Source organism: Streptomyces sp. NPDC003011 (genome assembly GCF_053591515.1).
Window position 1 is genome coordinate 57,831 of sequence record NZ_JBSFTY010000032.1, and the last position, 21,668, is coordinate 79,498.

The window sequence follows — 21,668 nt, forward strand, 5'->3', positions numbered from 1 at the left end:
GAGAGCCCCGTGACCGAGCGCGTCGTACTCGCCTACTCGGGCGGTCTGGACACCTCTGTCGCCATCGGCTGGATCGCCGAGGAGACGGGCGCCGAGGTCATCGCGGTGGCGGTCGACGTCGGTCAGGGCGGCGAGGACCTGGACGTCATCCGCAAGCGCGCCCTCGCCTGCGGCGCTGCCGAGGCCGAGGTCGCGGACGCCAAGGACGAGTTCGCCGAGGAGTACTGCCTCCCGGCGATCAAGGCCAACGCCCTCTACATGGACCGCTATCCGCTGGTCTCGGCGCTCTCCCGGCCGACGATCGTCAAGCACCTCGTCGCCGCCGCCGAGAAGCACGGCGCCACCACGGTCGCCCACGGCTGCACCGGCAAGGGCAACGACCAGGTCCGCTTCGAGGCCGGCATCGCCGCCCTCGCGCCCGACCTCAGGTGCATCGCCCCGGTCCGCGACTACGCGATGACCCGCGACAAGGCCATCGCGTTCTGCGAGGAGAAGAACCTCCCGATCGCGACCAGCAAGAAGTCCCCGTACTCCATCGACCAGAACGTCTTCGGGCGCGCGGTCGAGACCGGCTTCCTCGAGGACATCTGGAACGCCCCGATCGAGGACGTCTACGAGTACACCTCGAACCCGGCCACCCCGCGCGAGGCCGACGAGGTGATCATCACCTTCGAGGCAGGCGTCCCGGTCGCCGTCGACGGCCGGCCCGTCACCGTCCTCCAGGCCGTCCAGCAGCTCAACGAGCGCGCCGGAGCCCAGGGAATCGGCCGGGTCGACATGGTCGAGGACCGTCTCGTCGGCATCAAGTCCCGCGAGGTGTACGAGGCTCCCGGCGCGATCGCCCTGATCACCGCCCACCAGGAGCTGGAGAACGTCACCGTCGAGCGCGAACTGGCCCGCTACAAGCGCCAGGTCGAGCAGCGCTGGGGCGAACTGGTCTACGACGGCCAGTGGTTCTCCCCGCTCAAGCGCGCCCTGGACGGCTTCATCGACGAGGCGAACCAGTACGTCAGCGGGGACATCCGGATGACCCTGCACGGCGGCCGCGCGGTCGTCACCGGCCGGCGCTCCGAGGCGTCGCTGTACGACTTCAACCTCGCCACCTACGACACCGGCGACACCTTCGACCAGGCCGCGGCCAAGGGCTTCATCGACATCTACAGCCTGTCGTCGAAGATCGCGGCGCGGCGTCAGTCGCGGGCGTAGCCCGAACGGGACCTCGCGCGGCGGGCGCGAGCCCGCGCAAGCGATAGCGTGAACGCCGCCTCCCTGACCGCCGGCCGCGACCGCCGGCCGGCAGGGAGGCGGCGGCACATCCACGACCATGCCTTGACACGACCCTGCCTTTGAGGAGCAACGCAAGTGAGCAGCAACAGCGGTGACGTACGGCTCTGGGGCGGTCGTTTCGCCGACGGTCCCGCCGAGGCCCTGGCGAAGCTGTCCGCGTCCGTCCACTTCGACTGGCGGCTCGCGCCCTACGACCTCGCCGGCTCGCGTGCCCACGCGCGCGTGCTGCACAAGGCGGGGCTGCTCACCGAGGACGAGCTGACCCGGATGCTCGCCGGGATCGACCGGCTCGGAAAGGACGTCGCGGACGGTTCCTTCGTCGGCACGATCGCCGACGAGGACGTCCACACCGCCCTGGAGCGCGGCCTGCTGGAGCACCTCGGCCCCGACCTCGGCGGCAAGCTCCGCGCGGGCCGCTCGCGCAACGACCAGGTCGCGACCCTGTTCCGCATGTACCTGCGCGACCACGCCCGCGTCATCGGAGGTCTGATCGCCGACCTCCAGGACGCGCTGATCGGCCTCGCGGAGGCCCACCCGGACGTGGCGATGCCCGGCCGCACCCACCTCCAGCACGCCCAGCCGGTGCTCTTCGCCCACCACGTCCTCGCGCACGCGCAGTCCCTGTCCCGGGACGCGGAGCGCCTGCGTCAGTGGGACGCGCGGACGGCCGTGTCGCCGTACGGCTCGGGCGCCCTGGCGGGTTCCTCCCTCGGCCTGGACCCGGAGGCGGTGGCCGAGGAGCTCGGCTTCGAGCACGGCAGCGCCGGCAACTCCATCGACGGCACGGCCTCCCGTGACTTCGCGGCGGAGTTCGCCTTCATCACCGCGATGATCGGCGTGAACCTCTCCCGGATCGCCGAGGAGATCATCATCTGGAACACGAAGGAGTTCTCCTTCGTGACCCTGCACGACGCCTTCTCCACGGGCTCGTCGATCATGCCGCAGAAGAAGAACCCGGACATCGCCGAGCTGGCGCGCGGCAAGTCGGGCCGGCTGATCGGCAACCTGACGGGCCTGATGGCGACCCTGAAGGCGCTTCCGCTCGCGTACAACCGTGACCTCCAGGAGGACAAGGAGCCGGTCTTCGACTCCATCGACCAGCTGGAGGTCCTGCTGCCCGCCTTCACCGGCATGATGGCCACGCTCACCGTCCACCGCGAGCGCATGGCGGAACTGGCCCCGGCCGGCTTCTCGCTCGCCACCGACATCGCCGAGTGGCTGGTCAAGCAGGGTGTGCCCTTCCGGGTCGCGCACGAGGTGGCCGGCGAGTGCGTCAAGGTCGCCGAGGCCGAGGGCAAGGAACTCGACGAGCTGACCGACGAGCAGTTCGCGAAGATCTCCGCCCACCTCACGCCTCAGGTGCGGTCGGTGCTCAACGTGCAGGGGGCCCTGGCCTCCCGCGACGGCCGCGGCGGCACGGCACCGAGCGCGGTGGCCGTCCAGCTGGCCGAGGTGAAGGCGGACGTGGAGGCACAGCACGCCTGGGCCGACGCCAAGCGCTGAGCGCCTTCAGGGGCGCGGGGCACCGCGGGACGGGCCACGACGCCCCCGCACCCGCCGGACCGCCGCGCGAACCGCGCTCCGGGGCGAAGGTCATCACGGGTTACGTTGGTCGCAGGCCGTACTGGAGCCGACCGAACGGAGCCCGCGATGCCCTTCGCCCGACTGGCCGCAGCCACAACCCCCACCTGCCACCTCGGACTCGGCCTCGCAGCCGTCGGCCGCCCCGGCTACATCAACCTCGGCCGGGACCGCGACCTCGGGGAGGACCGCGGCGTCGGGGCGCTGCGCGCCCGCACCCACGAGCTCCTGGACGCGGCCTACGCCCAGAACGTCCGCTACTTCGACGTCGCCCGCTCCTACGGCCGCTCGGAGGAGTTCCTCGCCGACTGGCTGCACGCCCGTCCCGACGTCGACGACGTCGTCATCGGCAGCAAGTGGGGCTACACCTACACCGCCGGCTGGACCACCGACGCCGAGCAGCACGAGGTCAAGGACCACGGCGTCCCGACGTTCGAGCGGCAGCGGGCCGAGACCGCCGCCCTGCTCGGGGAACGGCTCGACCTCTACCAGATCCACTCGGTGACCCCCGACAGCCCCGCCCTCACCGACAAGGAACTCCACGCGAGGCTCGCCGAGGCCGCCGCCGCGGGCCTCACCATCGGCTTCTCCACCAGCGGGCCCGCCCAGGCCGACGCCGTCCGGGCCGCCCTCGCCGTCACGGTCGACGGCGAACCCCTCTTCCGTACCGTCCAGTCGACGTACAACGTCCTGGAGACCTCGGCCGCCCCCGCGCTCGCCGAGGCGCACGACGCCGGACTCACGGTCATCGTGAAGGAGGGCATGGCCAACGGACGCCTCGCGGAGCCGTACGCGCCGCACGCGCTCAAGGCCGTGGCCGAGGAGACCTCCCTCGGCTGTGACGCCCTTGCCCTCGCGGCGGTGCTCCGCCGGCCGTGGGCCGGGGTCGTGCTCTCCGGAGCCGCGACGCTCACCCAGCTCGCCTCCAACCTGCACGCCGCCGTCGCCGACCTCGACGAGGAGCAGCTGGCCCGGCTCGACGCGCTCGCGGAGGAGCCGCACGTCTACTGGGAGCGACGCGCGCAGCTGCCCTGGCACTGACCGGCACATGACGTTCCGCTGAGCGGTCACCGTGAGACAGTCACGCCCGTGATGAGACATGAATGTCTCACGTGGGTTATCGTTGTCTCATGACTGTCGACCGTGACCATGTGCTGCGCAGTGCCGCGGCCCTGCTGACCCGCAGATCCACCGCGACCATGGACGAGGTCGCCAGGGCCGCCGGGATCAGCCGGGCCACGCTGCACCGCCAGTTCGCCGGGCGGGACGCGCTGGTGCGGGCGCTGGAGGCGCTCGGCATCGCGGAGTGCGAGGCCGCCCTGGACACGGCCCGCCTGGACGACGGACCCGCGAGCGACGCCGTACGGCGACTGGTCCGCGCCCTCGAACCCGCCGCCGGACTGCTCGCCTTCCTCTACACCGAGAACCAGCTGTTCGAGGGCGAGGAGCAGAACGCGGGCTGGTCCCAGCTCGACGACCGGATCTCCGACCTGTTCCGGCGCGGCCAGCTGGACGGTGAGTTCCGTATCGACCTCACGCCCGCCTGGCTCACCGAGGCGCTGTACGGCCTGCTGGCCTCCGGCGCCTGGATGGTGCAGAGCGGCAAGGGCGCCCCCAAGGACTTCCAGCACATGATCGTCGAGCTGCTGCTCGGCGGCGCGCTGCGGCATCCCGGACCACAGCGGTCCGCGTAACCCGCACCCCGCACCCCGCGTCACAGGGGCCCGCGTGACGGCGCCCCCCGGGTCGCAGCAGCACTCCGCCCGACGGCACTCCGCCCGACGGCATCCCGCCCGACAGAGAGAGGAATCATGACCAGCATCCTGCAGCCGGCGAACCCGACCGAGGCGGTGAAGCGCCCCGGCCGCTGGCTCGCGCTCTCCGTCCTCGTGCTCGCTGTGCTGCTGGTGGCCGTCGACGCGACCGTCCTCGGTCTCGCGACCCCGTACATCAGTGAGGACCTGAAGCCCACCGGCACCCAGCTGCTGTGGATCGGCGACGTCTACTCGTTCGTCATCGCCGGTCTGCTCGTCTCCATGGGCAGCCTCGGCGACCGCATCGGCCGCAAGCGGATCCTGCTCATCGGCGCGACCGCGTTCGGAGCGGTCTCCGTTCTCAACGCCTACGCCACGACACCCGAGTTGATGATCGCGGCCCGGGCCCTCCTCGGTGTGGCCGGCGCGACCCTGATGCCCGCCACCCTGGCGCTGATCCGCAACCTCTTCCACGACCCGCGCGAACGCAGCCTGGCCGTCGGCATCTGGGGCGCGACGGCGTCCGCCGGCACGGCCGTGGGGCCCATCGTCGGCGGCTTCCTGCTCGAACACTTCTGGTGGGGCTCGGTCTTCCTGATCAACCTGCCCGTGATGGCGGTCCTGGTCCTCGTCGGCATCAAGCTGCTGCCCGAGTCGCGAAATCCGCGTCCCGGCCCGTGGGACATGCTCAGTGTCGTCCTGTCGCTGGTCGGCATGATCGCCCTCGTGTACGCCGTCAAGGAGGTCGCGACCCACGGCCTGACCTGGGAGACGCTCGCCTCGGCCCTGCTGGGCGCGGGCGCGCTCCACGGCTTCGTACGCCGTCAGTTCACTCTGCCGGCCCCGCTGCTGGACATGCGGCTGTTCCGGCACCGCGGCTTCAGCGGCGCGGTCCTGGCCGACCTGCTGACCATCCTCGGGCTGTCGGGGCTGGTGTTCTTCCTCTCCCAGTACCTCCAGCTCGTCCAGGGCAGGCAGCCGTTGGAGGCGGGCCTCGCCGAACTGCCGGCCGCCGTCGGCGCGGTGGCGGCCGGTCTGATCGCCGGCACGACGGCCCGGCGCTTCTCGGTACGGTCCGTGGTCACCGGCGGACTCGCGGCCGTCGGCCTCGCCCTGGCCTTGCTCACCGTCATCGACCAGTCCACCGGCTACCCGCTCCTCGGAGCCGCTCTGCTGGTCGTCGGCGTCGGCGCGGGCTTCTCCTTCACCGTGACCGCGGACGTGATCCTCTCCAGCGTGCCCAAGGAACAGGCGGGTTCCGCGTCCGCGGTCTCCGAGACGGCGTACGAGTTGGGCGCGGCCCTGGGCATCGCGGTGCTCGGTTCGATCGTGACCGGCGTCTACCGCGACTTCGCGGGCCCGGTGGGCACGCCGCCGGAGGCGCGCGAGTCGCTGGGCGGGGCGGTGGAGGCGGCCGCGGGGCTCCCCGCGCACACGTCCGAGGCGATGCTGGACGCGGCCCGGGAGTCGTTCGTTGAGGGGCTCGCGCTCGCGGCGGGCGTGGGCGCGGCGGTGCTGCTGGCCACGGCGGTGGCGGCATGGTTCCTGCTCCGGGGCCAGCGGCTCGACGGCGGTCGGTAGCGGGAGCGGTCGGTGGCGGGAGGCGGTGGGAGGCGGCGGTGCCGGTGCGGACCGTGACTCATCTCGCCGGTTCCTGCGCCGGTTCCTGCCGGTCCCCGCCTCCGTATTCCTCGGCCCCCTGGCGGACGACCGTGCCCGGCGTACCGGGGCGGACGGTGGACCCGACCGGCACGCCGGGCTCGGCCTCGGCCTCGTCCTGGTCCTCGGCCTCGTCCGGCAGAGCGCGCAGTCGCGCGGCGGCCGGGTCCGGCTGTTCTCCCGCGTCGGCGAGGGCTCGGCGTCCCTGCTCCGGTTCCCGGCGTCCAGCGTCCGGCGTCCGGCGCGGGACACACCGACGGCGGGCCGCCCGAGGAGCGGCCCGCCGTGTGGGGAAGCGTCCTACGCCGCCTTGGCCTTGGTGGCGTACATGTCCACGTACTCCTGCCCGGACAGCCGCATGACCTCGGTCATGACGGAGTCGGTCACCGCCCGCAGCACGTACCGGTCACGGTCCATGCCCTCGTACCGGGAGAACTCCATCGCCTCGCCGAAGCGGACCGTGACCCGGCCGGGGCGCGGGAAGCCGGCGCCGCCGGGCTGGATCTTGTCCGTGCCGATGATGGCGAACGGCACGACGGGCGCGCCGGTCATCATGGCCAGCCGGGCGATACCCGTACGGCCCCGGTACAGCCGGCCGTCGGGGGAGCGCGTGCCCTCCGGGTAGATGCTGAAGACCTTGCCCTCCTCCAGCACCCGGCGGCCGGTCATCAGCGCCGCGACACCGCCGCGGCCACCGTCCCGGTCGACCGGGATCATGCCGCAGCCGGTGAAGAACCAGGCCATCAGCCGGCCCTTGATCCCCTTGCCGGTGACGTACTCGTCCTTGCCGATGAAGAAGACCTGCCGGTCGCAGAAGAGGGGCATGATCATCGAGTCGATGAACGTCAGGTGGTTACCGGCCAGGATCACCGCACCCTCGCCCGGGATGTTCTCCGCGCCCTCCACCCGTGGGCGGAACATCAGGCGCATGATCGGTCCGAGCACTGCCTTGATGAGCGTGAAGCGGGACAACGGGCCCTCCGGAGTCAAGAGAACGGCCAGGGAATCTGTATGAGTCTGTGCAGGTGAGGACATTACTCGCGGCTCGGGTGCTCGCGCACATCGGACGCGGCGCGTTCACCGAGGTCTTACGCACTGTTGACGCCCGTTCACCTGCGGCGGCTCGCCATCGCCGGGCGGTAACACGCCCGGAACGATGTGACGCAGGTCGCGTACCCCGCGCTGTGCCCCTGAAGCCGACCAGGCGTCAGACATCTGTTCCCATGCGACATCCCGAGTCACCCCCGTGTTCCACCGGGGGTCTCCCGCCCGCCATGTACACGCACCTACGATCAGCGCGCACTGACGAGCCGACGGCAGGGAGGGGCGCTCATGGGAACGCGGGGAACACAGGGGTCGCGAGGATCGCAGGAGTCGCAGGAGTCGCAGGGATCGCAGGGGTCGAACCGGGCCGGTGCGGCCGGGCGGCGGGCGCTGCTCGGCGCCGCGGTGCTCGGGGCCGGGGGAGCGGTGCTCGGGCTGCCGGGCGCGGCCGGAGCCGCCGGCGCCGGGCGCGGGAGCGGCGGGCTCAGGAGCCTGCCCGTGCCCACGGTCATCGGCCACCGGGGAGCCAGCGGCTACCGCCCCGAGCACACCCTGGGCTCCTACCAACTCGCCCTCGACCTGGGCGCCGACATCGTCGAGGCCGGCGACCTGGTGCCCACCAAGGACGGTCACCTCGTCTGCCGCCACGAGCCGGAGATCGGCGGCACCACGGACGTCGCCGGTCACCCCGAGTTCGCCGGCCGCCGGACCACCAAGCTGCTCGACGGGGTCTCCACCACCGGCTGGTTCACCGAGGACTTCACGCTCGCCGAGCTCAAGACGCTCCGCGCGGTCGAGCGCATCCCGGCCAACCGCCCGCACAACACCCTCTACGACGGCCGCTGGGAGATCCCCACCTTCGAAGAGGTCCTGAAGTGGCAGGACGAGCAGACCCGCGCGCGCGGCAGGCAGGTCTGGATCTACCCCGAGCTCAAGCACCCCACGTACTTCCGCAAGCTGGGCCTCGGCCTGGAGGAGCGGGTCGCCCGGCTGCTGCGCCGGTACGGCAAGGACAAGAAGAACGCGCCGGTCATCCTGCAGTCCTTCGAGCCGACCAGCATCCAGCGCCTGGACAAGCTCGTCGGCAACCCGCTGGTGGTGCTCCTGTCCTCCGCCGGCAGCCGCCCCTGGGACTTCGTCGAGACCGGCGACCCCCGCACGGTCGCCGACCTCGTCACCCCGAAGGGCCTCAAGGAGATCGCCTCCTACGCCCAGGGCATCGGCCCGACCCTCGACCTGGTCGTCCCGCGCGACGCGGCCGGCAGGCTCACCACGCCGACCACCCTCGTCAAGGACGCCCACAGGGCGGGCCTGATCCTGCACCCGTACACCCTGCGCAACGAGAACCCCTTCCTGCCCGCCGAGTTCCGCAAGGGCACGGACGCGGACGCCTACGGCGACGTCTTCGGCGCCTACCGGGCGTACTTCGCCACGGGCATCGACGGCATCTTCACCGACCATCCCGACACCGGCCTGCTGGCCCGCGAGGACTTCGTCAACGGCTGAGCCGCCGCCCCCGGTTGGGGTGACATCCGGCCGCCCGGGCAACCCGCCGCCCGGGCGGCCGCGTCGCTGTGCGTATGACGCACGACCTGCTCACCACCCTGCGCCCCCTGCTCACCGCCGAAGCCTCGGCGGAGGCCCATGCCACCGGGACGGAACCCGGCGACCTGGAACAGGCCGTCTGGCTCCGCCTCCTGGAGCACCTCGACGCCCAGGGCGCCCCCCTCGACCCGCACGGCTGGCTCCGCCGCGCCGTCCGCTCCGAGTCCCGCCGCACCCGCCGTACGACCCGCCTCGAACGGCCGTACCGCGTCGAGCCGGCCGACGACGGCGACCGGACGCCCGAACAGCTCGCCCTCGCCGCCGCCCGCCGCCGCGCTCTGCACGACGCGGTCCGCCGGCTGCCCGGCCGCTGCCCCGCCCTGATGCGGGCGCTCCTGTCGCCGAGAGACCTCACCTATCGCGAGATCGCGGGGGAGTTGGGTATCTCACAGGGCAGTCTCGGCCCGGAACGTTCCAGATGCCTGAGTTGTCTGCGGAGATTGCTGACGCCGGAGGTTGCGGCCCACGGAGCGCGGGGATAGGAGTGAGGGACAACAGGCGATCAGGTGAGCGGGAGGCGTGCGCACATGGGCATGAGCGTGACCATCTCGGCAGCGACCGGGCAGGACGCGGAGCAGATCTTCCGGCTCCAGTACCTGTGTTTCCAGAGTGAGGCGGCGCTGTACGGCAACTACCGCATCGACCCGCTCGTCCAGAGCCTGGACTCCGTCCGCGACGAGGTCGCCACGGACTGCGTCTTCGTGGCGCGGCTGGGCGACGAGGTGGTCGGCTCGGTCCGCGGCCGGATCACCGACGACGGCTCGGCCGCCATCGGCAAACTCTGCGTCCACCCCCGCCTGCAGGGCCACGGCATCGGCGCCCGCCTGCTCCGGGCGGCCGAATCGGCCCTTGCGGGGGAGCGCGGCGCCACCAGCTTCCGCCTCCACACCGGCCGCCGCAGCGAGGGCGGCCTGCGCCTGTACCGCCGGGTGGGCTACCACACGGTGGGCACCGCCAAGGGCGACGACGGGGTCGAGATGATCGTCCTGGAGAAGCCGGCCGGCACCTACGCGGCCACCGCGTGACCGTTCGCCCGCAGGACGCTCAGGCGGCGTCCGCCCGCCGTACGCCCCTGCGCAGCCAGTACAGCGCGGAGACCGGCAGGAGCACCGGAATGAAGAGGTACTCCATCCCGTAGTCGGACCACACGGTCTGGTCCGGGAAGGCGGACGGCTCGATCAGCGTCCAGGTACCGACGGCCAGCACGCCCGCGAGTTCGGCCGCGCAGCACACCAGCGCGGCCCTGCGCGCCGTCTCCCCGCCGCGCACCAGCGAGTACGTGATGAACCCGTACACCACACCCGCGACGGCGGACAGCGCGTACGCGAGCGGCGCCCGGTCGAACTCCGTGGCGATCTGGTAGACCGAGCGCGACACCGCGCCGACGACCATCACGCCGTACAGCCACACCAGCAGGGTTCCCGGCCCGCTGATCAGCCGGGTCCTGGCCGGCTTCCTGCCGGTCACGGTCACCTCAGCCTCCCCAGATGTCATAGAGCCGCACCTCCAGCACCGCCAGCACCACCCCGCCGGCGGCGGCCGTCACCGAGCCCCACCGCGTGCGTTCGGCCAGCGACATGAACCCCGCCGCCGGGACGCACGCGAACGCGCCCAGCAGATACGCCACGAAGATCGTCGTGCCCTGCTCCGGCTTCTCGCCCCGCGCCAGCTGCACGATCCCGATCACCAGCTGGACCAGGGCCAGCACCGACACCACGGCCATCCCGATGAAGTGCCAGTCCTTGGTCGGCTGGTCACGGTACGCGGCCCAGCCGCACCACGCGGCGAGCAGCAGTGCGGCGACGCCGGTCACGAGCGTCAAGGCAGCAAGCATGCCGCGACCCTATTACGGGCCAAAAGGCCCGATGCGGCCGACCCCGGCGTGCACCGTAGGGTCGAGGGCATGAAGATCCACGCACAAGCCCTGTTGTTCGACAACGACGGAACCCTCGTCTCCTCCCTCGCCTCGGTGGACCGCTGCTGGACCCGGTGGGCCGTGGAGTACGGGATCACCGCCGAGGAGTTCGCCCGCGTCGAACTGCACGGCCGGCCGGCCGCCGAGATAGCCGCCGACCTGCTGCCCGCCCACCTCGTGCCGGAAGCCGTCGCGCGGATCGAGAACCTGGAGGTGGAGGACGTGCCCAACGACGGCGTCCACCTGCTGCCCGGCACCCGGTCCTTCCTCGACGGGCTGCCCGCGGACCGCTGGGCCGTCGTCACCTCCGCCACCCGGCGCCTCGCCGAGGCCCGGCTCGACGCCGTCGGCATCCTGCCCAAGACGATGATCGCCGCCGACGACATCACGCGCGGCAAGCCCGACCCCGAGCCCTACCTGCTCGCCGCCCGCCGGCTGGGCGTCGACCCGGCCGGCTGTGTCGTCTTCGAGGACGCCCCGGCCGGGCTCCAGGCCGGCCGCGCGGCCGGGATGACCACCGTGGCATTGACCACAACCCACCAGGCCCACGAGCTGACCGCCGACCTCGTCGTGAAGGACCTGTCGGCCTTGTCCGCGCTGGTCACCGGCGGGAACGTGGAGATCTCGGTACGCGCCTGAGGGGCGTCCGCCGCTGTCCGCATCCTGGACAGCGGCAGTCGGTAAGGACCGTCCATCTGGTTTACTGATCGCATGACCATCACGAGCTGCCGCACCCTTGCGACCGAGGCGACCCCGACGCCCGGTGCTCGTTGTATGTGTCGAATGTGCGCCTTCTAGAGGGCCCTCGCACCACCCTGAGCCTCGCGCCCCGAAGCGAGCCGCCTGGCATGTCCCCACGCCGTGGCGCGTAGGGGACCGATGCCTCCCCCACAGCCCGAACGGCGCGGGGGACCTCGATCGCGCACACGTTCTCCCCGGTTCCGCATGCCACCGCACGAGAACCGTGCCGCGTTCCCGACCGAATGCACCCGCCAGGGCACACCCACGCCCTGCACCCGACAGTGACGGAAACCCACGTGATCACCACATCGGGCCTCACCAAGGTCTACCGATCCCGCGGCCGCGAGATCACCGCCCTCGACGGCGTCGACCTCCACGTCCGCGAAGGCGAGGTGTACGGCGTCATCGGCCAGTCCGGCGCCGGCAAGTCCTCGCTCATCCGCTGCGTCAACCTGCTGGAGCGCCCCACCGCCGGGACGGTGACCGTCGCCGGCCAGGACCTCACCGCCCTCGCGGGCCGCGGACCCCGCGCGGGCAAGGAGCTGCGCCGGGCGCGCAGCCGTATCGGCATGGTCTTCCAGCACTTCAACCTGCTGTCCTCGCGGACCGTCCAGGACAACGTCGAGCTGCCGCTCGAAATCCTTGGCAAGTCCGGCAAGGAACGCTCCCGCAAGGCGCTGGAGCTGCTCGACCTCGTCGGTCTCGCCGACAAGGCCGGGGCCTACCCGGCGCAGCTGTCCGGCGGCCAGAAGCAGCGCGTCGGCATCGCCCGCGCCCTGGCCGGGGACCCCAAGGTCCTGCTGTCCGACGAGGCCACCAGCGCCCTCGACCCGGAGACCACCCGCTCCATCCTCCAGCTGCTGCGCGACCTGAACCGGCAACTGGGACTGACCGTCCTGCTCATCACCCACGAGATGGACGTCGTGAAGTCGATCTGCGACTCGGCCGCGCTCATGGACCGGGGCCGCGTCGTCGAGTCCGGCACGGTCACCGAGCTGCTCGCGACCCCGGGCTCCGAACTGGCCGCCGCGCTGTTCCCGGTGGGCGGCGATGCCTCCGGCGCCGACCGGACCGTCGTCGACATCACCTTCCAGGGCGAGACGGCGACCCATCCGGTCATCTCCCAGCTCGCGCGCACCTACAACATCGACATATCGATCCTCGGCGCGGCCATCGACACCGTCGGCGGCCTCCAGGTCGGCCGTATGCGCATCGAGCTGCCCGGCCACTACGAGGACAACGTCGTGCCGATCGGCTTCCTGCGCGAACAGGGCCTGCACATCGACGTGGTCGGACCCGAGGGCCGGGAGCCCCAGCTGGTGAAGGAAGGTGCCAAGTGACCTGGTCCGAGATGCAGCCCCTGCTGTCCCAGGCGTGTTGGGACACGCTCTACATGGTCGGCTGGTCCACGCTCATCGCCGTCGTCGGCGGACTCCCGCTCGGCGTCCTCCTCGTCCTCACCGACCGCGGCGGACTGCTCCAGAACGTCGTCGCCAACAGGGTCATCGGGCAGGTCGTGAACGTCGCCCGCTCGATGCCGTTCATCATCCTGATGGTCGCGCTGATGGGCTTCACCCGCTCCCTCACCGGCACGACCATCGGCCGTGAGGCCGCCATCGTGCCGCTCGCCATCGGCGCCATCCCCTTCTTCGCGCGCCTGGTCGAGACGGCGGTCCGCGAAGTGGACGGCGGGCTCGTCGAGGCCGTGCAGTCGATGGGCGGCAACACCTGGACGATCGTGCGCAAGGTGCTCGTCCCCGAGTCCCTGCCGTCGCTGATCTCCAGCACCACGACCACGATCGTCGCGCTCATCGGCTACTCCGCCATGGCCGGCACGGTCGGCGCCGGCGGCCTCGGCGACATCGCCATCCGCTACGGCTACCAGCGGTTCGAGACCGAGCTGATGTGGATCACCGTGGCGATCCTCGCCGTCGTCATCTCGCTCATCCAGTTCGCCGGCGACTACGCGGCCCGCTCCCTGCACCGGCGCGGCAGCGGCTCGGGCCCGCTGCCGAGGCTGCGCCTGCTGAAGCAGAAGAAGGACCCGGACCCGGCGGCCGCCGGCGTCGGCAAGGCCGCCTGACACCGCACGGACCACACCCCACCAGATCTCCCCGCACACCCATCGCGGGGCGCAGCACCCCTCAGGAAAGGCACTTTTCGTGCGTAACACTGCCAAGATCACCACCGCCGTCCTCGCCGCCGGAGCCCTCACCTTCGGGCTCACCGCCTGCGGCTCGGACAACGACTCCGCCTCCTCCGACACCAGCGGACCGCTGGTCGTCGCCGCGAGCCCGACACCGCACGCCGAGATCCTGAAGTACGTGCAGGACAACCTGGCGAAGAAGGCGGGACTCGACCTCCAGGTCAAGGAGTTCACGGACTACGTCACGCCGAACACGGCCACCGAGGACGGTTCGGTGAACGCCAACTACTTCCAGAACCAGCCGTACCTCGACGACTTCAACAAGAAGAACGGCACGCACATCGCGCCCGTCGTCACGGTGCACCTGGAGCCGCTCGGCCTTTACTCCCACAAGGTCAAGAGCGCGGACGACCTCAAGAGCGGTGCGACCGTCGCCGTTCCGAACGACAGCGTGAACGAGGCGCGGGCACTGAAGCTCCTGGACGCCAACGGGATCATCACGCTCAAGGACGGCGTGGGCAACGAGGCGACCCCCGCCGACATCGTCGAGAACCCCAAGAAGCTCACCTTCAAGGAGCTGGAGGCGGCCCAGACCCCGCGCTCCCTGGACGACGTCGACGCGGCCGTCATCAACGGCAACTACGCCATCGAGGCCGACCTCAAGCCCGCGAAGGACGCCCTCGTCCTGGAGTCCGCGAAGAACAACCCCTACGGCAACTTCCTCGCCGTGAAGGAGGGCAACGAGGACGACCCGCGCGTCAAGAAGCTCGCGGAACTCCTCACCTCCGCCGAGGTGAAGAAGTTCATCGAGGACACCTACGAGGGCTCGGTCCTCCCGTCGTTCTGATCCCGGTCGGTTCGGGCCGACGGCGCGTATACCGCGTATCGCCACGCACGGGGTCCGCACCCTCACTCGGTGTGGACCCCGTCGTGCGGTTCGGTGCTCACATGCTGCATGCTGGGCAGTTCAGCAGGCTGAGGGTCCCCGACGGTTACGGAGCGGCGCATGACGAGCACCTTCCCCAACATCTCCATCAGCACGGAGCGGTTGGTGCTGCGTCCCCTCGACGAGGACGACGTGCCCGCACTGGCCGAGATGATGAACGACGAGCAGGTCGCGGCCTGGACCGACGTTCCCCAGCCCTTCACCGAGGACGCGGCCCGCGCCTGGATCACCGAGAACGCGCCCGGCGAACGCGAGGCGGGCCGCGGCATCGACTTCGCGGTCACCGAGTTCCTCACCCAGCGACTGGTGGGCGTCGTGCAGCTGACCAAGACCAACTGGCACATCCGGTCCACCGAGCTGTCGTACGTCATCGCCCCCTGGGCCCGTGGCGAGGGCTACGCCTCCGAGGCGGCCCTGGCCACCGCCCAATGGCTCCTCGGCGACCAGAACTTCGAGCGCATCGAGCTGCGCACGGCCGCCGACAACACCGCCTCCCAGCAGGTCGCCCAGAAGATCGGCTGTATCAGCGAAGGCGTCCTGCGCAACGCCTGCATAGCCCACGTCCGCGCCGAGGACGGCACCTGGGCCGACGTCCGCACCGACTTCATCGTGTGGAGCCTGCTCCCGGAGGACCTCGACGGAGCGGGCGAGCGAGCCGACACCGGCGGTTTCACGTCGTTCCCGGACTGGAACTGACGCAGGGGGCCCGCGCCCCGGCCCACTTCACCGGGTACTCTCACGGAGCCCGCCTCCGGCGGCTGCCCTGACCACCCGCGCACACCCCCTGGAGACTGAGAGACGATGGCCGACCGGGTCACGGTGATCGGCTGGGACGGCTCGCCGCTGACCGCCGCGGCACGCTCCGCCCTGAGCGCCGCCACGCTGGTGGCCGGGGCCCCTCACCACCTCGCGCTCCCCGAGGTACCGCCCGGCGCCGAACGCGTCCGCCTCGGCAGCGTCGCCCTCGCCGCCCGCCGCGTCGCCGGCCACCGCGGCACCGCGGTCGTGCTCGCCGACGGCGACCCCGGGTTCTTCGGTGTCGTCCGCACGCTCCGCGCCCCCGAGTTCGGCCTGGAGGTCGAGGTCGTGCCCGCGGTCTCCTCCGTCGCCGCCGCCTTCGCCCGGGCCGGCATGCCCTGGGACGACGCACACGTGGTCGTCGCACACCGACGGACCCTGCGACGCGCGGTGAACGTATGCCGGGCCCACACCAAGGTCGCCGTCCTCACCTCGCCCGGCGCCGGCCCCGCGGAACTCGGACTGCTCCTGGAGGGCGTGCACCGCACCTTCGTCATCTGCGAGGAACTCGGCACCGAGCACGAACAGGTCACCGTCGTCACCTCCGACAAGGCCGCCGACCACACCTGGCGCGATCCCAACGTCGTCATCGTCATCGGCCCGGCCGGTCCCGTCGGCAACGGCGAGGGCGGCTGGATCGCCGGACGTGAGCCGGGCACCGGCCCGCGCGGCTGGGCGCTGCCCGCCGAGGCGTACGGCGGCGATCTCGGCGAGGGCGAGGCGGAACTGCTCCGCGCGGCCCAACTGGCCCGGCTCGGACCGCGCGTCGGTGACCTCGTGTGGGACATCGGCTGCGGCAGCGGCGCCTTCTCCGTGGAGGCCGCGCGCGCCGGCGCCGCCGTCATCGCCGTCGACCAGGATCTCGCGGCGTGCGCCCGCACGGAGGCCGCCGCGCGCGGCTTCGAGGTCCAGGTGCAGATCGTGCGCGGTACCGCCCCGCACATCCTGGAGAACCTTCCCGAACCGGACGTCGTCCGCGTCGGCGGCGGGGGAGCCGCGGTGGTCTCGGCCGTGGCCGACCGGCGCCCGCAGCGCATCGTCACGCACGCGGCGACCCGGGACGCGGCCGAACGCGTCGGCCGCGACCTGACCGAGCACGGCTACCAGGTCGAATGCGCCCTGGTCCAGTCCGTCGAACTCGACACGCGGGCCTGGACGGAGACCGAGCGGAGCGTCGCGTTCCTGCTCAGCGGCCTGCTGCCGGACCGCACGTCCTGAGCCGCTTTCGCGGTCCCGTGATCCTGTTGTCGTACTGCGCGCGGTAGGCTGGCCGATCGTTGTACCGCACTCGGACACCCGGCGCTTCGTAGGTCAATGTCCGGAAAACACGCCCGTTTTGGGGTGGGTGTGGTACGGCACAACCGGAGGACGCGCAACGTGGCGCAGTCCACAGCGGGCCGTCGCGGATCAAGCTGTCGCGACGGGGCAACGGCCGCGACAATGCCAGTTAATGGCTTTGTCGTCTTTTGGCGACGGGTCGTTCGTGCCGCTGGGCACGCACGCTCGTTCTTCACTGCGGGGCGGTCGGTGCGCCGCTCCGGGTGAGCCGGCCGTAGAAGCACTAACCGATGGGCGAGGGGTACGCATGACCGACACCGGCCAGGTTCCGGGCGAGGGACTGCCGGAGAACGCAGGCATGGTGGATCAGCCGGGCGTCCCCGCGCACGGTGCGTACACCTACCTCTCCGAGACCACCGCCGAGGACGAAGACCTGTTGCTGCTGCCGGGCGCCCAGGGCGCGTGGGGCAACGAGGTCCCGCCGCCCGCGCCGGAGCCCGTCGTCGAGGCCGTGCACGAACCGGGCCCGCACGAGATCTCGGGCCGCGACAGCGGTTCCGTCGATCTCAGCGCCGTCCGCCTCCCCAACCCCGCGCCGGTCCCGCCCACTGCACCCGCCCAGCCCCGCCGCCCCCTGCACCTCGGCCCGCCCATCCCCGACACCTCCGCCAGCCCGGTCCGCTCCCTCGCCGACCGCGGCGCCGTCGGCACTCCGGTACGGCAGTCCGCGACGCCCGCGAGCCAGCCCGAGTACCTCGACGTCCCGCAGCCCCGCGAGATGCCCGCCCAGGGTGCGACGCCCTGGGGGGCGGCGGCGCGGGATGCGGTGCACGCCGGGGTCCAGGCGCCGGTGAACGCGTCGGCCACGGCTGCCGAAACGGTTGTTCCCGGAGAGGGACAGCCCGAGCCGGTGGCTGCACTGCACGCCGCCGAAGCGGCGGGCGCCGCCCAGGCCGCGGTGTCCCGCCTCGCGACGCAGACGGTTGCCGCCGCCCCGCAGGACGCGGAGACGGCGGAGGCACCGCCGGCGGAGACGGCCGCTGCCGCGCCCCAGGCCGCGACGACCGACGGGGAGCCGCAGGCCGCCGAGGCGAGCGCGGGACCGCAGGTCGCGGACGCGGGTCCTGGGCCGGAGGTCGCGGAGGCGGGTGTCGGGCCGCAGGGCGCGGTGGACGGTGTGGAGGGGCAGGTCGCGGAGGCGGGTTCTGCGTCGGAGTTCGCGGAGGCGGGTCCCGGGCTGGAGGCCGCGGGGGTCGGTGTCGGGCCGCAGGCCGCCGAGACCGGCGTCGGACCGCAGTCTCCGGAGCAGAGTGTCGGACCGCAGGTCCCAGCGGAGCCTCTCGCGGCGCAGAGTCACGAGGGCGGGTTCGACGCGCCGGCTCCAGAGGGTGACGAGGCGTCATTCGATGAGGAGGCCGAGCCGGCCTCCGGGGAGGCGCAGACGGCGGACGCCGGGCAGTCCGCGGCGGGCGCCCAGGCTCCGGATGCCGGGCAGTCGCCGGAAGACGCTCACGGACCGGAAGGCGAGCAGCTCGCGGGGCCGACGTCGGTTCCTGACGCTGACGCCGTCCACGGTCCGGCGGCCGGGTTCGTTCCGGACGCTGTCCCGGCCTCGGACGCCGCGCAGGGGACGCTGACGGCCATGGGCCACGCCCAGGCACCTGAAGCCGAGGCCGGTGCGGACGCCGGGGACGCGTGGGGAACGGCCGCCGTGGCGGAGGGCGTTCAGGACGCCGGAGGTGCCGGTGAGGCTGCGGCAGCCTCGGACGCCGGACAGGTGCCGGACGCCACCCCGACCCCCGTCCCGGCCCCGGACGCGGAGCCGGGCGCCGAGAGCCCGCACACGTCCGAGCCCGCCCTCGTAGCCGACGGCGACCCTGCCGCCGAAGCCGAAGCCGAAGTGGTAGCCGAAGCCGAAGCCGAAGCCTCCGGCATCGCGCCGGTCACCGAGCCCGGAGCCTTTGTGCCCGGCGCACCCGAGGCCGCGATCCCCGGCGACGGGTCGGCGGTGGACGCCGGTCAGGTCCCGGACGCGGGCCTCGCCCCGGGCGCCGGTCAGCTTCCCGGAACGGACCCCGCCCCGAACGCCGTACAGGCCACGGGTCTCGACCCCGCCCCGGACGCCGTACACGCACCGGATGCCGCCCCGGACGCCGCGCACGCTGCCGCTGCCGGCCCCGCTGCCGGCCCCGCCGCCGGCCCGATGCCCGCAGCCGCACCCATCCCGGACGTCACCGAGGCCCCCCAGGCCGCCCAGCCCCCGCACGCCCCCGAGGCCGTCGACACCGGCGACGCCCCGGCGTCCCCCGAGGCCGTGCCCTTCCCGGCCGCTCCCGACGCCTCGCCGGACCCGTGGTCCGGCACGGGCGTCACCCCCGCACCCCTCCCGGACGCCGACGGCACCGCCGCCGCCATGCCCCCCGCGACGCCCCCGCAGTACGCGGAACCGCAGTTCACGGAATCCGAGTACGCGGCACCCCAGCAGGCCGCCCCAGGCCACGGTCAGCCGGTGACCCCGGACGCCCAGCCCGCACCGGGCCCGCGGGCCGCCGCCCCGGACCTGGACCCGGCCGCCGCCCGCGCCCCGGAAGCACACCAGCCCCAGCCCGCGGACGCCCCCGCGAACGTCCCCGTGGACACCCCCGCCGACTTCGCGGCGGTCACGGCCTCCGCGCCGGAGCCCGCCCACCCGTCGGCCCCGCCGGCCCCCCACGCGGAGTACGCCCCGGCCCCCCACGATGCGTCGGCACCCGCCCAGCGGACCCCCGCGGCACCGCCGGAGAGCCAGTTCGTGCAGGTGGAGGGCTCGGTGCCGACCGCCTCGCACCCCGCGCCGGCGCCCCCGCACGCCCTGACCCTCCCCCCGGAGGACCAGCAGGCGCAGGGGCCGCCCGTCGCGCATGAGGGCGAGTCCGAACGCGTACAGTCCGCGGAGGACCTGGACACCCGGGCCGCCGACCAGGAAGACCAGCAGGACCAGCAGGACCAGGAAGAGAGCACGGCCGCAGTGGAACACGTACGACAGTCCACCGGCCCGGCCGCGCCCGCCTACGACGACGCCGAGCGCGAGGCGGTCCTCAAGGTCATGCGGGAACGCAGGGACATCCGCAACGGCTTCCGCAGCGACCCCATCCCGCACGAAGTGCTGCTGCGCGTCCTGGAGGCGGCCCACACCGCGCCCTCCGTGGGCCACTCGCAGCCCTGGGACTTCGTCGTCATCCGGTCCGCGGACACCCGGCGGGCGATGCACGACCTGGCCATGCGGCAGCGCGACGCGTACGCCAGGTCCCTCCCCAAGGGCCGGGCCAAGCAGTTCAAGGCACTGAAGATCGAGGCGATCCTCGACACCCCCGTGAACATCGTCGTCACCGCCGACCCGACCCGCGGCGGCCGGCACACCCTCGGCCGGCACACCCAGCCGCAGATGGCCCCGTACTCCGCGGCGCTCGCGGTCGAGAACCTCTGGCTCGCGGCCCGCGCCGAGGGCCTCGGCGTCGGCTGGGTCAGCTTCTTCGACGAGCGCGAGATGGTGCGCGCCCTCGGCCTGCCCGAGCACCTCGAAGTCATCGCGTACCTCTGCGTGGGCTACGTCGACGAGTTCCCGGACGAGCCCGAGCTGATGCAGGCCGGCTGGTCCAAGCGCCGCCCGCTGTCGTGGGTCGTGCACGAGGAGACGTACGGCCGTCGCGCGCTGCCCGGCGAGGAGCCGCACGACCTGCTCGGCGAGACCGTCGCGCAGATCCGCCCGCTGGACGCCAAGGCGCTCGGCGAGGCGTGGGAGCGGCAGAAGCGCATGACCAAACCGGCCGGCGCGCTCGGCATGCTGGAGATCATCTCCGCCCAGCTGTCCGGCCTGTCCCGCCAGTGCCCGCCGCCGATCCCGGAGCCCGCGGCCGTCGCGATCTTCGCGGGCGACCACGGTGTGCACGCGCAGGGCGTCACCCCCTGGCCGCAGGAGGTGACGGCCCAGATGGTCGCCAACTTCCTCGGCGGCGGCGCGGTCTGCAACGCCTTCGCGAGCCAGGTCGGCGCCGAGGTCTGCGTCGTCGACGTCGGCGTCGCCTCCGACCTGCCCGCCACCCCCGGGCTGCTGCCCCGCAAGATCCGCGCGGGCACGTCCGACATGACCACCGGCCCCGCGATGACCCGCGAGGAGGCCAAGCAGGCCATCGAGGTGGGCATCGAGACCGCCCGCGACCTGGTGTCGGCCGGCAACAAGGCACTGCTCACCGGCGAGATGGGCATCGCGAACACCACGGCGTCGGCGGCGCTCATCTCGGTCTTCACCGGCGCGGACCCCGCCGAGGTCACCGGCCGGGGCACCGGTATCAACGACGAGACCCTGGCCCGCAAGACCGAGGTCGTCCGCCGTGCCCTCGACCTCCACCAGCCGGACCCGGCCGACCCGATCGGCGTCCTCGCGGCCGTCGGCGGATTCGAGCACGCCGCCATGGTCGGCCTCCTCCTCGGCGGCGCCTCCCTCAGGACGCCGGTGATCCTGGACGGGGTCAGCGCCGGCGCCGCCGCCCTGGTCGCCCGCGCGATCGCCCCCGAGGTCCTCGCGGCCTGCATCGCCGGTCACCGCAGCGCCGAGCCGGGTCACGTGGCCGCCCTGAACAAGCTGGGTCTGCGGCCCCTGGTCGACCTGGACCTCCGCCTCGGCGAGGGCACGGGCGCACTGCTGGCGCTGCCGCTGGTCCAGAGCACGGCGAGAGCGATGCACGAGGTGGCGACGTTCGACTCCGCCGGGGTCACCGAGAAGTAGGCGGCGGCCGGGGGTGGTGCGGGCACGCGTACTCCGCGTGCGCCCCGCCCCCGCCTGCGCCCCCGCCCCCGCCGTACGCTGAACCCGCAGCTTAAAATCCGCACGTCAGGGCCGCTCCAGAGCCGCAGCGCCCAGCCACGCCCGTACGA

18 protein-coding genes are annotated in these 21,668 nt (G+C 72.6%); 15 read left to right on the forward strand and 3 right to left on the reverse strand.

Annotated features, from left to right (window positions below; all coding sequences use genetic code 11):
- Positions 1-9 precede the first annotated feature (9 nt).
- The 5 genes from ACWD0J_RS18150 (at position 10) to ACWD0J_RS18170 (ending at position 6,203) form a co-directional block, all read left to right on the forward strand.
- On the forward strand, positions 10-1,206 hold the full coding sequence (locus tag ACWD0J_RS18150; RefSeq protein ID WP_451496805.1) for an argininosuccinate synthase: 1,197 nt from the start codon (positions 10-12) through the stop codon (positions 1,204-1,206).
- A 156-nt stretch (positions 1,207-1,362) separates the two neighbouring features.
- On the forward strand, positions 1,363-2,790 hold the full coding sequence (gene argH, locus ACWD0J_RS18155) for an argininosuccinate lyase (RefSeq protein ID WP_451496806.1): 1,428 nt from the start codon (positions 1,363-1,365) through the stop codon (positions 2,788-2,790).
- Between the two features lie 147 nt (positions 2,791-2,937).
- Positions 2,938-3,909 (forward strand): aldo/keto reductase, encoded by a 972-nt coding sequence (locus tag ACWD0J_RS18160; RefSeq protein WP_451496807.1) that lies wholly within the window; start codon positions 2,938-2,940, stop codon positions 3,907-3,909.
- 89 nt (positions 3,910-3,998) lie between these two features.
- Entirely contained in the window at positions 3,999-4,562 is a 564-nt protein-coding gene (locus ACWD0J_RS18165; RefSeq protein ID WP_451496808.1) for a TetR/AcrR family transcriptional regulator, read from the forward strand.
- A 117-nt stretch (positions 4,563-4,679) separates the two neighbouring features.
- Positions 4,680-6,203 carry an MFS transporter gene (locus ACWD0J_RS18170; RefSeq protein ID WP_451496809.1) on the forward strand — a complete coding sequence of 508 codons (1,524 nt, stop codon included), beginning with the start codon at positions 4,680-4,682 and terminating at the stop codon, positions 6,201-6,203.
- Between the two features lie 378 nt (positions 6,204-6,581).
- On the opposite strand, the gene ACWD0J_RS18175 is transcribed toward ACWD0J_RS18170, so the two are convergent.
- The gene (locus tag ACWD0J_RS18175) at positions 6,582-7,202 is read right to left on the reverse strand and encodes a lysophospholipid acyltransferase family protein (protein WP_451496810.1); all 621 of its coding nucleotides are present in this window, start codon (positions 7,200-7,202) and stop codon (positions 6,582-6,584) included.
- A gap of 411 nt (positions 7,203-7,613) precedes the next feature.
- On the opposite strand from ACWD0J_RS18175, the gene ACWD0J_RS18180 reads away from it, so the two are divergent.
- The 3 genes from ACWD0J_RS18180 to ACWD0J_RS18190 all read left to right on the forward strand — a co-directional run bounded on the left by ACWD0J_RS18180 (position 7,614) and on the right by ACWD0J_RS18190 (position 9,955).
- Positions 7,614-8,831, forward strand: a complete 1,218-nt coding sequence (locus ACWD0J_RS18180) for a glycerophosphodiester phosphodiesterase (RefSeq protein ID WP_451496811.1) — start codon at positions 7,614-7,616, stop codon at positions 8,829-8,831.
- 74 nt (positions 8,832-8,905) lie between these two features.
- Positions 8,906-9,412, forward strand: coding sequence for an RNA polymerase sigma factor (locus tag ACWD0J_RS18185; protein ID WP_451496812.1), 507 nt, complete (start codon positions 8,906-8,908; stop codon positions 9,410-9,412).
- 45 nt (positions 9,413-9,457) lie between these two features.
- Positions 9,458-9,955, forward strand: a complete 498-nt coding sequence (locus tag ACWD0J_RS18190; protein WP_451496813.1) for a GNAT family N-acetyltransferase — start codon at positions 9,458-9,460, stop codon at positions 9,953-9,955.
- A 19-nt stretch (positions 9,956-9,974) separates the two neighbouring features.
- Here the strand turns inward: ACWD0J_RS18190 and ACWD0J_RS18195 are convergent, their stop codons facing one another.
- Positions 9,975-10,424, reverse strand: coding sequence for a hypothetical protein (locus ACWD0J_RS18195; RefSeq protein WP_451496814.1), 450 nt, complete (start codon positions 10,422-10,424; stop codon positions 9,975-9,977).
- Positions 10,405-10,764 (reverse strand): hypothetical protein, encoded by a 360-nt coding sequence (locus ACWD0J_RS18200; protein WP_451496815.1) that lies wholly within the window; start codon positions 10,762-10,764, stop codon positions 10,405-10,407. The genes ACWD0J_RS18195 and ACWD0J_RS18200 overlap by 20 nt, the downstream gene beginning before the upstream one ends.
- Positions 10,765-10,833: 69 nt before the next feature.
- On the opposite strand from ACWD0J_RS18200, the gene ACWD0J_RS18205 reads away from it, so the two are divergent.
- The 7 genes from ACWD0J_RS18205 to cobT all read left to right on the forward strand — a co-directional run bounded on the left by ACWD0J_RS18205 (position 10,834) and on the right by cobT (position 21,519).
- The gene (locus ACWD0J_RS18205) at positions 10,834-11,484 is read left to right on the forward strand and encodes an HAD family hydrolase (RefSeq protein ID WP_451496816.1); all 651 of its coding nucleotides are present in this window, start codon (positions 10,834-10,836) and stop codon (positions 11,482-11,484) included.
- A 398-nt stretch (positions 11,485-11,882) separates the two neighbouring features.
- Entirely contained in the window at positions 11,883-12,926 is a 1,044-nt protein-coding gene (locus ACWD0J_RS18210; RefSeq protein ID WP_451496817.1) for a methionine ABC transporter ATP-binding protein, read from the forward strand.
- A complete protein-coding gene (locus tag ACWD0J_RS18215) occupies positions 12,923-13,669 on the forward strand; it encodes a methionine ABC transporter permease (protein ID WP_451496818.1) in 747 nt (248 codons plus the stop codon). Before ACWD0J_RS18210 ends, ACWD0J_RS18215 begins: the two co-directional genes overlap by 4 nt.
- 79 nt (positions 13,670-13,748) lie before the next feature.
- A complete protein-coding gene (locus ACWD0J_RS18220) occupies positions 13,749-14,579 on the forward strand; it encodes a MetQ/NlpA family ABC transporter substrate-binding protein (RefSeq protein WP_451496819.1) in 831 nt (276 codons plus the stop codon).
- Positions 14,580-14,738: 159 nt separating this feature from the next.
- Positions 14,739-15,374 carry a GNAT family N-acetyltransferase gene (locus ACWD0J_RS18225; protein WP_451496820.1) on the forward strand — a complete coding sequence of 212 codons (636 nt, stop codon included), beginning with the start codon at positions 14,739-14,741 and terminating at the stop codon, positions 15,372-15,374.
- A 105-nt stretch (positions 15,375-15,479) separates the two neighbouring features.
- Positions 15,480-16,694 (forward strand): precorrin-6y C5,15-methyltransferase (decarboxylating) subunit CbiE, encoded by a 1,215-nt coding sequence (cbiE, locus tag ACWD0J_RS18230; protein WP_451496821.1) that lies wholly within the window; start codon positions 15,480-15,482, stop codon positions 16,692-16,694.
- A gap of 367 nt (positions 16,695-17,061) precedes the next feature.
- Positions 17,062-21,519: a nicotinate-nucleotide--dimethylbenzimidazole phosphoribosyltransferase gene (cobT, locus tag ACWD0J_RS18235; RefSeq protein WP_451496822.1), complete on the forward strand. Its 4,458-nt coding sequence runs from the start codon at positions 17,062-17,064 to the stop codon at positions 21,517-21,519.
- The last annotated feature ends 149 nt before the right edge of the window (positions 21,520-21,668 follow it).